At 71.2% G+C, this 12,293-nt stretch carries 14 protein-coding genes; 9 read left to right on the top strand and 5 right to left on the bottom strand.

Features of this window, described 5'->3' with window-relative positions:
- Nucleotides 1-151 precede the first annotated feature (151 nt).
- The 5 genes from dop to AB0H87_RS28455 all read left to right on the top strand — a co-directional run bounded on the left by dop (nt 152) and on the right by AB0H87_RS28455 (nt 4,588).
- Nucleotides 152-1,669, top strand: coding sequence for a depupylase/deamidase Dop (gene dop, locus AB0H87_RS28475; protein ID WP_360152115.1), 1,518 nt, complete (start codon nt 152-154; stop codon nt 1,667-1,669).
- Nucleotides 1,670-1,825: 156 nt separating this feature from the next.
- The gene (locus AB0H87_RS28470; RefSeq protein WP_203716876.1) at nt 1,826-2,041 is read left to right on the top strand and encodes a ubiquitin-like protein Pup; all 216 of its coding nucleotides are present in this window, start codon (nt 1,826-1,828) and stop codon (nt 2,039-2,041) included.
- Nucleotides 2,042-2,198: 157 nt separating this feature from the next.
- Nucleotides 2,199-3,041: a proteasome subunit beta gene (gene prcB, locus AB0H87_RS28465; RefSeq protein ID WP_360152112.1), complete on the top strand. Its 843-nt coding sequence runs from the start codon at nt 2,199-2,201 to the stop codon at nt 3,039-3,041.
- 43 nt (nt 3,042-3,084) lie between these two features.
- Nucleotides 3,085-3,945, top strand: coding sequence for a proteasome subunit alpha (gene prcA / locus AB0H87_RS28460; RefSeq protein ID WP_360152109.1), 861 nt, complete (start codon nt 3,085-3,087; stop codon nt 3,943-3,945).
- Between the two features lie 61 nt (nt 3,946-4,006).
- Nucleotides 4,007-4,588: a redoxin domain-containing protein gene (locus AB0H87_RS28455; RefSeq protein WP_360152106.1), complete on the top strand. Its 582-nt coding sequence runs from the start codon at nt 4,007-4,009 to the stop codon at nt 4,586-4,588.
- Between the two features lie 2 nt (nt 4,589-4,590).
- Here AB0H87_RS28455 and AB0H87_RS28450 read toward each other — a convergent pair whose 3' ends face one another.
- The 3 genes from AB0H87_RS28450 to rfbB are packed head-to-tail and all read right to left on the bottom strand — an operon-like array spanning nt 4,591 to nt 7,074.
- Entirely contained in the window at nt 4,591-5,235 is a 645-nt protein-coding gene (locus AB0H87_RS28450) for a GNAT family protein (RefSeq protein ID WP_360152103.1), read from the bottom strand.
- The gene (gene rfbD / locus AB0H87_RS28445; RefSeq protein ID WP_360152101.1) at nt 5,225-6,091 is read right to left on the bottom strand and encodes a dTDP-4-dehydrorhamnose reductase; all 867 of its coding nucleotides are present in this window, start codon (nt 6,089-6,091) and stop codon (nt 5,225-5,227) included. Before rfbD ends, AB0H87_RS28450 begins: the two co-directional genes overlap by 11 nt.
- Nucleotides 6,088-7,074, bottom strand: coding sequence for a dTDP-glucose 4,6-dehydratase (gene rfbB / locus AB0H87_RS28440; protein ID WP_360152099.1), 987 nt, complete (start codon nt 7,072-7,074; stop codon nt 6,088-6,090). Before rfbB ends, rfbD begins: the two co-directional genes overlap by 4 nt.
- Before the next feature lie 90 nt (nt 7,075-7,164).
- Between rfbB and rfbA the strand changes: the two genes are divergently transcribed.
- The 4 genes from rfbA (at nt 7,165) to AB0H87_RS28420 (ending at nt 10,413) form a co-directional block, all read left to right on the top strand.
- Nucleotides 7,165-8,046, top strand: coding sequence for a glucose-1-phosphate thymidylyltransferase RfbA (gene rfbA, locus AB0H87_RS28435; RefSeq protein ID WP_360152096.1), 882 nt, complete (start codon nt 7,165-7,167; stop codon nt 8,044-8,046).
- Nucleotides 8,043-8,633, top strand: coding sequence for a dTDP-4-dehydrorhamnose 3,5-epimerase (rfbC, locus tag AB0H87_RS28430; RefSeq protein ID WP_360152093.1), 591 nt, complete (start codon nt 8,043-8,045; stop codon nt 8,631-8,633). The genes rfbA and rfbC overlap by 4 nt, the downstream gene beginning before the upstream one ends.
- Before the next feature lie 113 nt (nt 8,634-8,746).
- Nucleotides 8,747-10,105 (top strand): Pup--protein ligase, encoded by a 1,359-nt coding sequence (gene pafA, locus AB0H87_RS28425; RefSeq protein WP_360152090.1) that lies wholly within the window; start codon nt 8,747-8,749, stop codon nt 10,103-10,105.
- 125 nt (nt 10,106-10,230) lie between these two features.
- Nucleotides 10,231-10,413, top strand: a complete 183-nt coding sequence (locus tag AB0H87_RS28420) for a hypothetical protein (RefSeq protein WP_360152118.1) — start codon at nt 10,231-10,233, stop codon at nt 10,411-10,413.
- Here AB0H87_RS28420 and AB0H87_RS28415 read toward each other — a convergent pair.
- Nucleotides 10,357-11,484, bottom strand: coding sequence for a DUF3866 family protein (locus AB0H87_RS28415; protein ID WP_360152087.1), 1,128 nt, complete (start codon nt 11,482-11,484; stop codon nt 10,357-10,359). The genes AB0H87_RS28420 and AB0H87_RS28415 overlap by 57 nt on opposite strands.
- A gap of 11 nt (nt 11,485-11,495) precedes the next feature.
- On the bottom strand, nt 11,496-12,293 hold a 798-nt coding region (locus tag AB0H87_RS28410; RefSeq protein ID WP_360152084.1), incomplete at its 5' end, for a cation transporter.

The raw sequence follows: 12,293 nt of genomic DNA, 5'->3' as shown, positions 1-12,293 counted from the left end.
GGCCGTCCCGCGGCCCCGGCGCGAGGGCGTGGCCGTCCGTTGGTGCGGCTGTTGCGGCCCGGTGCCGGAGATTCGCACGCGGCCCGGGGGCGGTCCGGGGTCCCTTCGGACTACGCTTTGACGTCATGGGGCAGCGGAACGAGGTGGCGACGTGACGGTACGGCGAATCATGGGCACCGAAGTCGAATACGGGATCTCGGTGCCGGGCCAGGCCGGAGCCAACCCGATGGTGACGTCGTCGCAGGTCGTCAACGCCTACGGGGCCCGACCCGAGCTGACGCGCGGCGGGCGGGCGCGCTGGGACTACGAGGAGGAGTCGCCGCTGCGGGACGCGCGGGGCTTCACCTACTCGGGTGCCGCCTACGACCCGGCCGAGGCGCTGGCCGACGAGGACCTCGGGCTGGCCAACGTCATCCTGACCAACGGCGCCCGGCTCTACGTCGACCACGCGCACCCCGAATACTCGACGCCCGAGGTGACCAACCCGATGGACCTCGTCCGTTGGGACAAGGCGGGCGAGCGGGTGATGGCCGAGGCGTCGCGCCGGGCCGCCACGATCCCGGGCACGCACCCCATCCACCTCTACAAGCACAACACCGACAACAAGGGTGCCAGCTACGGCGCGCACGAGAACTACCTCATGCGCCGGCAGACCCCGTTCGCCGACATCGTCGCCTACCTGACCCCGTTCTTCGTGACCCGCCAGGTGTTCACCGGCGCCGGCCGGGTCGGCATCGGCCAGGACGGCTCCCAGCCCGGCTACCAGCTCACCCAGCGCGCCGACTTCTTCGAGGTCGAGGTCGGGCTGGAGACCACGCTGAAGCGGCCGATCATCAACACCCGCGACGAGCCGCATTCCGACGCCGACAAGTACCGTCGGCTGCACGTCATCATCGGTGACGCCAACCTGTCGGAGATCTCCACCTTCCTCAAGGTGGGCACGACGTCGCTCGTCCTCACGATGATCGAGGAGAAGGTCCTCACACCCGACCTCGGCATCGCCGACCCGGTGGCGGAGCTCAAGGCGGTCAGCCACGACACGACGCTGACGCACCGCATGCGGCTGCGCGACGGGCGCCGGCTGACGGCGCTCGACCTGCAGTGGGCGTACTTCGAGCGGGCCAAGGCGTTCGTCGACGACCGGTTCGGCAGCGACGCCGACGAGGACACCGTCGAGGTGCTCAACCGCTGGGAGGGCATCCTCGACAAGCTCGGCCGCGACCCGATGTCCGCGCAGGACGAGCTCGACTGGGTGGCCAAGCTGCGCCTCCTGGAGGGCTACCGCGACCGCGAGAACCTCGCGTGGGCGTCGCCGAAGCTGCAGCTGATCGACCTGCAGTACAGCGACGTACGCCCGGAGAAGGGCCTCTACCACCGGCTGGTCGCCCGCGGCGCGATGAAGACGCTGCTGACCGACGAGCAGACGCGTACGGCCATGGTGGAGCCACCGGAGGACACCCGCGCCTACTTCCGCGGTCGGTGCCTCGCGCAGTATCCGTCCGAGGTGGTGGCCGCGTCCTGGGATTCGGTGATTTTCGACGTCGGGCGCGAGTCGCTGGTCCGGGTGCCCATGATGGAGCCCGAGCGCGGCACCAGGAAGCACGTCGGTGCGCTGTTCGACCGCTGCCCGAGCGCCAAGGACCTGCTCGAGGCGATCACCGGGGGCTGATGGCCCCGCGCGTCGCCGTGCGTACCCCGTCAGGGTCTGGCATTGTCCCTGAACCGTCCGCCGTGCGCGAAACATCGCGTTCGGCGGGACGGATTGTCGCATCGGCGAGGTAGGTTTTTCGCAGGCACATCTGAGGCCTGTTGAGGGAGGGCACGCATGGCAACTCGGGACAGCGGCGGCCAGTCGCAGTCGGGCAAGGCCCGCCGCGACCAAGAGGTTGAGGACGTCACCACCGAGGCCAACCCCGAGGTGGCCGAACGGCAGCAAGAGATCACCGAAGACGTTGACGACCTGCTTGACGAGATCGACTCGGTTCTGGAAGAGAACGCCGAGGAGTTCGTGAGGGGGTACGTCCAAAAGGGCGGCCAGTAGGCTTCAGTCCGGTTTGGTGCGGCGCGGCGGGTATGTCCCGCGGCGCCGTAACCATTGCCGTCCGGGCTCTCTGGGCGCGGATCGTCGCGTCCGTGCCGGACGGGGGTTAGTCTGCTCCAGCGCCGGATCATCGGCGCCTACATCTGAAAGGGACCACGTGGCAGCGGGATTCGATCCTTCCGGGCGCCTACCCGACGCGTTCACGAACTCGGGCACCTCGTCGTTCACGCAGTTCCTGAGCCAGGTGGCTCCTGAGCTCCTGCCCGGCCGCCGGCCGCTGCCGCCCGGCATCAGCGGCGACGTGGCACCGCACGCGACCACCATCGTCGCGATCACCGCCGTCGGCGGCGTCGTGATGGCCGGCGACCGGCGCGCGACGATGGGCAACCTCATCGCCAGCCGCGACATCGAGAAGGTCCACCCGGCCGACGAATATTCCCTGGTCGGCATCGCCGGCACCGCCGGCGTCGGCATCGAGCTGATGCGGCTGTTCCAGGTCGAGCTCGAGCACTACGAGAAGATCGAGGGCGCGATGCTCTCGCTCGACGGCAAGGCCAACCGGCTCGCCGCGATGATCCGCGGCAACCTGGGCGCCGCGCTGCAGGGCCTGGCCGTGGTGCCGTTGTTCGCCGGCTTCGACCTGTCGGCCGGCGACCCGGCGCGGGCGGGCCGGATCTTCAGCTACGACGTGACCGGCGGCCCCTACGAGGAGCGCGCGGGCTACGACGCGATCGGCTCCGGCTCGATCTTCGCCAACGCCGCGCTCAAGAAGCGGTTCCGTGCCGGCCTGTCGGTCGAGGACGCGACCCGGCTCGCCGTCGAGGCTCTCTACGACGCGGCCGACGACGACACCGCCACCGGCGGTCCTGACATGGCCCGGCGGATCTTCCCGGTCGTGATGACCGCGACGGCCGAGGGCACCCACCGCCTGACCGACGAGGAGACCGCGACCGTGGCCAACGCCGTGGTGTCGGGTCGCCTGGAGAACCCGGGCGGCTGAGTTCCTTGTCCACCGATCACGACCACCGCTAGGAGCCGCTGCCGTGGCGATGCAGTTCTACACCAACATCGACCAGATCATGCGCGACCGCTCGGAGCTGGCCCGCAAGGGCATCTCCCGGGGCCGCAGCGCGGTGACGTTGACGTACTCCGGCGGCATCCTGTTCGTCGCCGAGAACCTGTCGAGCTCGCTGCACAAGATCAGCGAGATCTACGACCGCATCGGCTTCGCCGCGGTGGGGCGCTACAACGAGTTCGAGAACCTCCGCCGCGCCGGCGTCCGCAAGGCCGATCTCGACGGCCTGAGCTACGACCGCCGCGACGTCACGGGCCTGGCGTTGGCCAACGCCTACGCGCAGACGCTCGGCGCCATCTTCAGCGATCAGCAGAAGCCGTTCGAGGTGGAGATCTGCGTGGCCGAGGTCGGCCCGACGCCGACCGACGACCAGATCTACCGGCTGGCCTACGACGGCTCGGTCAACGACGAGCCGGGCTACATGGCGATGGGCGGCTCGGCCGAGGCCATCGCCAACGTGCTGAAGGGCGCGCACAAGAGCGACATGTCGCTGGCCGACGCGGTCAAGCTGGCCGTCAGGGCGCTGAGCAGCGTGGGTGGTGACGGGGGAGCGTCCCGGACGATCGCCGCCAACCAGCTCGAGGTCGCCATCCTCGACCGTGCCCGCCGCGGCCGCACCTTCCGGCGGCTGACGGGCTCGGTCCTGACGAACCTCCTGAACGGCAACGGCAACGGCAACGGCGGCGGCACCGCCGCCGCGACGCCCGCGAAGAACGGCACCGAGTCCGCCGACGACAAGGCCGCCGAGGGCAACAACGGCTCCGCCAAGCCCCCGGCGCCGGGCCCGGACAAGCCGACCTCCTCGGCCGGCTCCGCCGACCTCGAATAGCAAGCCCCGCTCCGCACCGGAGCGGGGCTTCTCGGTGCCTGGTCGTGCGTACGGTGGGGCTATGCGCAGCGACATCATTCCGGGCGGAACCTTTCCGGATTACGCCCTGCCTGACCACACCGACACCGTGCGCCGGCTCAGCGAGCTGCAGGGTGACGACCCGATGATCCTCACGCTGGCCCGTGGTCACTACTGCCCCAAGGAACACCAGCAGCATCTCGAGCTGGCGGCGTTCCAGCCCAAGATCGCGGTCGCGTACACCCAGATCGTCACCATCGCGACCGACGACCACCACAGGCTGCAGGAGTTCCGGGCCTCCGTGGGCGCCCAGTGGCCGTTCCTCTCCGACCCGGGCCGGACGGTGCAGCGGGACCTGGACATCCAGGAGTACACCGACCCCGAGAACGACCCGATGATCCCGCACACGCTGGTGCTCAAGCCGGGCCTGGTCGTGCACAGCGTCTACAACGGCTACTGGTTCTGGGGCCGGCCCTCGATCGCCGACCTCTGGCGGGACCTGCGCGAGGCCACGGCCGAGATCCGGCCCGACTGGGACCTGAGCGCACCCGGGCTGCGCGAGGCGTGGGACGCGGGGGACTGGTCGAAGTTCCACGGCTACGACCGCAAGGCCGCGCCCGCGTAACCTCAGGCTGCCCCGAAGAGCGGCAGGCACGGCGTCAGGCCGTGCAGCGAGACCTCGGGGCGGGGCAGGGACGCCCAGCGGTCGCGGGTCAGTCGCAGCCGTTGCGACACGACCACCTCGCCGTGCAGGAGGTCGCGGGTGATGCCGTCGTCGAGATAGCCCAGCTTGCGCGACACGGCCAGCGGCGCCGGGTTGTCGACGAACGACGCCGTCGCGGCATGCGTGGCCGACAGGCCCTCGAACGCCAGGTGCAGCACCGCCTGCCGCATCAGGGTGCCGGTGCCGCGGCCCTGGTGGACGAGGCCCAGCCACGACCACGTGCCCACCTCGCGCAGCAGCCCGAAGGACGACGCCCGCAGGGCCTGCATGCCGACCACCACGCCCGAGACGACCACGGCCAGGCCGAGCGACCAGTCGTCGGGCGTCCAATCGCCGCGGCTGGACCACTCGGACCGCACCACGTGTGTGGCCCGCGCCGCGGGCGGCAGGTCCGTCCACGGCGTCAGGAACGTCCGTGCCCCCGGCTTCTGCACCCCGTCGTAGGCCAGCGCCGCCAACGCCGCCAGGTCGGCGTCCGAGGGCGGGCGCAGCTCCAGTGAGCCGAGCCGGACCCGCAACCCGAGCAGCGGCCAGTGCTCAGCCAGCAACGACCGCTCCTGCCGCGACCGCCGCGGCCAGCGAGGTCTGCCAGGATGCCATCGGCGCCAGGCCGGCCGCCGCCCAACGATCATGGCCCAGCACGCTGTACGTGGGCCGCACGGCCGGCCGGACGAAGGCGGCACTGGTCGTCGGCCGCACCCGGTCGGCGTCCAGCCCGTTCAGCGCGAACACGGCGCGGGCGAAGTGGTACCACGTCGTCGAACCGGACGCCGTCCCGTGGTAGATCCCCGGCGGCGCCGAGGAGCACGACGCCAGCGTGACCAGTTGCCGGGCCAGCGCCAGCGACCACGTCGGCTGCCCCCACTGGTCGTCGACCACGTCCACGGTCTCCCGCGAACCCGCCAGCCGGAGCATCGTCGCCGCGAAGTTCCGCCCGTGTGCCCCGTAGAGCCAGGCGGTCCGCACGACGTACCCGGCGGCGGGCAGCACGGACAGCACCGCCCGCTCACCGGCGAGCTTGCTGCGCCCGTAGGCGTTGACCGGCGCGGGAACGGCCGACTCCGGATAGGGCGACGACGCCGTGCCGGAGAGCACGTAGTCGGTGGAGACGTGCACCAGCCGCGCACCCGAGGACGCGCACGCCGCCGCCATCGATGCCACCGCGGTGCCGTTGACCAGGGTCGCGGCCTCCTCGGACGTCTCCGCGCCGTCGACGTCCGTCCAGCCGGCCGCGTTGATCACCACGTCGTGCCCGGGCACCGCGGCGGCCACCGCCGCCGCATCGGCGAGGTCGAGATCGGCGCGCCGGGCCGCGGTCACGGTGAACGCCGGCAGGTCGGAGAGCACGGCCACCAGGTCCGACCCCAGCATCCCGCCGGCGCCGGTCACCAACACCTTGGTCATCGGGAACTGGCCGCCTTCAGCGGCTCCCACCATGCCCGGTTCACCTTGTACCAGGCCACCGTCGCGGCCAGCCCGGACTCGAGGTCGACGCTCGGCGCGTACCCCAGCTCGGCCTGGATCTTCGCGATCGACAGCGAGTAGCGCCGGTCGTGCCCCTTCCGGTCCGCCACCGGCACCACCTGGTCCCAGGTCGCACCGCACGCGGCCAGGAGCAGCCCGGTCAGCTCCTTGTTGGTCAGCTCGGTGCCGCCACCGATGTGGTAGACCTCGCCGGGCCGCCCCTTGTCCTGCACCAGCGCGATCCCGACGCAGTGGTCGTGCACGTGCAGCCAGTCGCGGATGTTGCCGCCGTCGCCGTACAAGGGCACCGTGCCGCCGTCGAGCAGGTTCGTCACGAACAGCGGGATGACCTTCTCCGGGAACTGGTAGTGCCCGTAGTTGTTGGAGCAGCGGGTGACGACCACGTCCATGCCGTGCGTGCGGTGGTAGGCCAGCGCCAGCAGGTCCGAACCCGCCTTCGAGGCCGAGTACGGCGAGTTCGGCGCCAACGGCCAGTCCTCGGTCCACGAGCCCGTGGCGATCGACCCGTAGACCTCGTCGGTCGAGACGTGCACGAACCGCCCCGTCCCGTGCCGCAGCGCCGCGTCCAGCAGCGTCTGCGTGCCGAGCACGTTGGTGGTCACGAACGGCGCCGCTCCCGCGATCGAGCGGTCCACGTGCGACTCCGCGGCGAAGTGGACGATCACGTCGTGGCCGGGGACCACCGAGTCCACGAGGGCCGCGTCGCAGATGTCGCCGTGCACGAAGCGCAGCCGCGGGTCGTCGGCGATCGGGGCCAGATTGGCGCGATTGCCCGAATAGGTCAGTTTGTCGAGCACGGTCACCGCGCTCGGGGCCAGGTCGGGCCCCGCGCCCGGGGTCAACAGCATCCGGACGTACTCCGAACCGATGAACCCGGCACCGCCGGTCACGAGGATCCTCACGGCTTCGGGAGTCTACGCGACGTCGCGGCCCGCACATGCCCGCGCGGTGCGTGATCCAAATCCGAGCCCAAGGGCTATAGGCTGCGCGCCGTGCGAGGGATTCTTCTGGCGGGCGGCACGGGCTCGCGCTTGTGGCCGATCACGATGGCCGTGTCCAAGCAGCTCATGCCGGTGTTCGACAAACCGATGATCTACTACCCGCTGTCAACGCTGATGATGGCCGGCGTCGACGAGATCCTGATCATCACCACCCCCGATGACCAGGCACAATTCCGCCGCCTACTGGGCGACGGCAGTCGGTTCGGCCTCCGGATCGACTACGTCGCGCAACCGCGCCCCGAGGGCATCGCACAGGCGTTCCTGCTCGGCGAGGAGTTCATCGGGGACGAGTCGGTCGCGCTGATCCTCGGCGACAACATCTTCCACGGCGTCGGGCTCGGCCGTCAGCTTTCCGACACGAACGAGCTCGTCGGCGGGCGCGTCTTCGCCTACCCGGTGGCCAATCCCCGCGAGTACGGCGTCGTCGAGTTCGACGCCGACGGCAAGGTGCTCTCGATCGAGGAGAAGCCCGCGGTGCCCAAGTCCCGGTACGCGGTGCCGGGCCTCTACTTCTACGACAACCGGGTCGTGGAGATCGCCCGCGGGCTCAAGCCGAGCGACCGTGGCGAGCTGGAGATCACCGCGGTCAACGAGGCCTACCGGGAGTGGGGCGAGCTGACCGTCACGGTCCTCGACCGGGGCACCGCCTGGCTCGACACCGGCACGTTCACGTCGATGATGCAGGCCGCCGACTACGTACGCGTGATCGAGGAACGGCAGGGTCTCAAGATCGGCTGTGTCGAGGAGGTGGCCTGGCGGGCCGGCCTGATCGACGACGCGGCGCTGCGCGAGCTGGCCACCCCGCTCACCAAGAGCGGCTACGGCACCTACCTGTTGAGCCTCCTCGCGGAGAAGGGCGGAACGCTGGCATGAAGATCCGTGAGCTGGGCATCGAGGGTGCCCTGGAGGTCACGCCGCAGCAGCACGGCGACCCACGCGGGCTGTTCCTGGAGTGGTTCAAGGCCGAGGCGTTCGCGGCGGCCACCGGCCACCCGTTCACCCTCGCCCAGGCCAACATGTCGGTCTCGGCCCGGGGCGTGGTCCGCGGCGTGCACTTCGCCGACGTGCCGCCCGGTCAGGCCAAGTGGGTCACCTGTGTACGCGGCGCCGTGGTCGACGTGGTGGTCGACGTCCGGGTCGGCTCGCCGACGTTCGGCCGCTGGGAGGCGGTCCGGCTCGACGAGGTCGACCGGCGGGCGGTCTACCTCCCGGAGGGGCTCGGGCACGGCTTCTGCGCCCTGACCGACGACGCGACGCTGGCCTATCTCTGCTCGACCGGCTACAACCCGGCGGGGGAGCACACCGTGCACCCGCTCGACCCGGACCTGGCGATCGACTGGCCGACCGGGGCGCCGATCCTGTCGGCCCGGGACGAGGCCGCCCCGTCCCTCGCGCGGGCGATGGAAACTGGCCTTCTGCCGGACTACGCCGCCTGCCGGGCGTACATTCAGAGCCTGTAGAAACCGTACGAACCGGGCGCCAAGCGTACCCGGTGAATCTTTTCCGCCATCGTGACGATGACGGCGCGTCGCGGCACTGACCACCGACCGGGTTTCCCGGCTAATGTCTTGCTATGGAGCGGCGAATCTTCGGGCTCGAGACCGAATACGGGGTCACCTGCACCTATCGGGGGCAGCGTCGGCTGTCGCCGGACGAGGTGGCGCGCTACCTGTTCCGGCGGGTGGTCTCGTGGGGCCGGTCGAGCAACGTCTTCCTGCGCAACGGCGCGCGCCTCTACCTCGACGTCGGCTCCCACCCGGAATACGCCACCCCGGAATGCGACTCGGTCGCCGACCTGGTGGCGCACGACCGGGCCGGTGAGCGGATCCTCGAGGGGCTGCTCGTCGACGCCGAGAAGCGGCTGCACGACGAGGGCATCGCGGGCGAGATCTATCTCTTCAAGAACAACACCGACTCGGCCGGCAACTCGTACGGCTGCCACGAGAACTACCTGGTCTCCCGGCACGGCGAGTTCGGCCGGCTCGCCGACGTCCTGATCCCGTTCCTGGTGACCCGGCAGCTGATCTGCGGTGCCGGCAAGGTCCTGCAGACGCCCAGGGGCGCCGTCTACTGCCTGTCGCAGCGCGCCGAGCACATCTGGGAGGGCGTCTCCTCGGCGACCACCCGGTCCCGGCCGATCATCAACACCCGCGACGAGCCGCACGCCGACGCCGAGCGCTACCGCCGCCTCCACGTGATCGTCGGCGACAGCAACATGAACGAGGTCACCACGCTGCTCAAGGTCGGCAGCGCCGACATCGTGCTGCGGATGATCGAGGCCGGCGTGGTGATGCGCGACCTCTCGCTGGAGAACCCGATCCGGGCCATCCGCGAGGTCTCCCACGACGTGACCGGCCGCCGCAAGGTCCGCCTCGCCAACAACAAGGAGATCAGCGGCCTCGAGATCCAGCAGGAATACCTCGCGAAGGCCACCGAGTTCGTCGAGCGCCGCGGCGGCGACCAGACCGCCAAGCGGGTCGTCGAGCTGTGGGGCCGGGTCCTGCGGGCCATCGAGACCGGCGATCTGGAGCCGGTGTCCCGCGAGATCGACTGGGTGACCAAGCTCCGGCTGATCGAGCGCTACCAGGACAAGTTCGACCTCCCCCTGTCCCACCCCCGGATCGCGCAGATGGACCTCGCCTACCACGACCTCCGGCGCGGGCGCGGGCTCTACGGGCTCATGGAGAAGCGCGGCCAGGTCGACCGGGTCGCCACCGACCTGGAGATCTTCGAGGCCAAGGAGACCCCGCCGCAGACCACCCGGGCGCGGCTGCGGGGCGAGTTCATCCGGCACGCCCAGGAGAAGCGGCGCGACTTCACCGTCGACTGGGTGCACCTCAAGCTCAACGACCAGGCGCAGCGCACGGTGCTCTGCAAGGACCCGTTCCGGGCGTACGACGAGCGCGTAGAACGCCTGATCGCCAGCATGTGAGACATCCGGGTACGCTCTGGGGCACCATGACGGTCCCCGAGCAGCGCGACAGCGCCCCGCCGCAGCGCGCCACCGCCCCGCAGCAGGAGGAGTGGCCCGACGCCACCCGCAAATCCGGCGTGTCCATGCCCGAGACCCGGCCGGAGATCATCCGCCAGGGCTGGCTGCAGAAGCGCCAGCAGAAGGTGCGCGACGAGATCGAGCGCAACCGGCGCGGCGACTACAAGGTGCCGACCTGGGTGCTCGCCGCGCTACTGGTCGCGGTGCTGGTCGGCTGGCTGCTGATCATCTTCCTGACCGGCAGCTAGCCCCGCCGCGTGGCGGCCCGCGGCGGCCGCGGTCAGGAAATAGCCGTGGTCGGCGTCCAGCCCCCGGCCCATCGTCGACAGCGGCACGGGGGAGTCCCGCAGGGCCGCGTCCAGGCCGGCCGTGGACACCCGGACGATCCGGTGCCGCACCGAGAGGTCCCCGAGCTGGGTCTCGACCCGGGCGGCCAACGCCTCCGCGAGCCCGTCGGGCAGCGGCAGGTCGCAGGGTGCGAGCGCGACCCGCCCGTACGCCGTCAGGCTGTGGTGTGAGATCCCCTGGTGCCGGTCCCGCGGGTCGGCGTCGGAGATCCGCAGGGCGCCCACCGCCCGCCCGCCGAGCGCGGCGGCCGCGTTGACCGCCTCGCCGACGGCCACGCCGGAGAACGCCCAGGGCAGCCCCGCGCCGAGGTTGCCGGGGCCCTGCGTGACCACCGCGACGTCGGCCCCGAGGGCGTAGCGGGCGGCGAGCAGACCGCTGTGGGTGGTGACCGCCTCCAGGTCGCCGCCGAACGCCTGACCGACCGTGACCGTGCCGGCCAGCCGGTCGCGCAGGCCGTCCAGGGTGCGGGAGAACCAGGCCGGCAGGGCGCCGCCGTCGGTCATCACGTAGGCGATCCGGGCGGTCGGGTGGTCGGCGTGGATGCCGGCGACGACGGCCGGCAATGCCGAGTGCAGGTCGGCGGTGACGACCGGCATCCCGGCGAGCGTGTCGGCGGCCGCGATCGCGGCGTGGTGCGGGGAGGTCGGCTCCTCGACGCCGCGGACGATCGCCTGCAGCGGCGTGTAGCGGGCCTTGACCACGTGCCCGCCCGCCCGGTCGGTGCCGGCGCCGGGCGGGTCCGGCGGCAGCCGGTCGGGCAGCGCGACCACCAGCGCGTAGCCGCCGGTGCCGAGGCCCATGAGCTGGGCGTTGACGTTGAGCAGCACCCGGTCGCCGGGCTCCGGGTCGCCGACCAGCGCCGGATAGGCGAGCGCCCGGGTGGGCGCGCCGTCCACGGTCACCGCCAGCTCGACCGCGCCGCGCCAGCGGCGCCGCACCTCCGCGACCACACCGCTGCGCCACCTGACCATGGCAGGAAAGGTTACCGGTCCGGGCGCCCGCGTCCCGCGCGGCCGCGGGTGGGATCCAGGAACACGTACCGGATGGACGGGTAGATGCTGGTCAGCCGCTCCTCGGCGGCGTCGGCGGCGGCCTCGATGTCGGCGCCGGTCGCGTCGTCGTTGAAGTCAATCTTGGCGGCGACCAGCACGTCCTCCGGGCCGAGCTGCATGGTCAGCAGCTGGTCGACCCGCTCGACGGTGGGCACCTCCGACAGCTCCGCGCGCAGCCGCTGGTGCAGCCGGCGCGGCACGGCCCGGCCGACCAGCAGCGAGACGTTGGCCACCGAGAGCGTGGCGGCGACGAACAGGAGCAGGATGCCGATGCCGATGGAGGCGATGCCGTCCCAGACCGGGTCGCCGGTCGCCTCCGTCAGCCCGAGGCCGCCGGCGGCCAGGGCGAGACCGACCAGGGCCGCGCTGTCCTCCAGGAAGACCGCCTTGACCGCGGTGTCCGGCGTGGCCCGCAGGAACCGGAACGGCGAGGTGCGCCAGCGGGTGGCCTCGCCGCGCACCTGGCGCAGCGCCCGGATGAAGGAGATGCCCTCGAGGACCGCCGAGACGATCAGCACGATGTACGCGACGAGGAAGTCGCCGGCGTCCTCGCCGCCGAGGATCGTCTCGATGCCGCGCTCGATGGAGAACCCGGCGCCGGCGATGAAGGTGAACAGCGCGGCGATGAACGCCCAGACGTAGCTCTCCTTGCGACGATCCGCATCCCACGCACAGAGCGCAAGACGGTCTCCCTTCCCATTACACACCGCAAGGGATGCGCGGTGAGT

The organism is Asanoa sp. NPDC050611 (assembly GCF_040654855.1).
Classification (GTDB): domain Bacteria; phylum Actinomycetota; class Actinomycetes; order Mycobacteriales; family Micromonosporaceae; genus Asanoa.
Note: the sequence above shows the minus strand (reverse complement) of the source record. Positions and strands in the feature narration are given on the sequence as shown.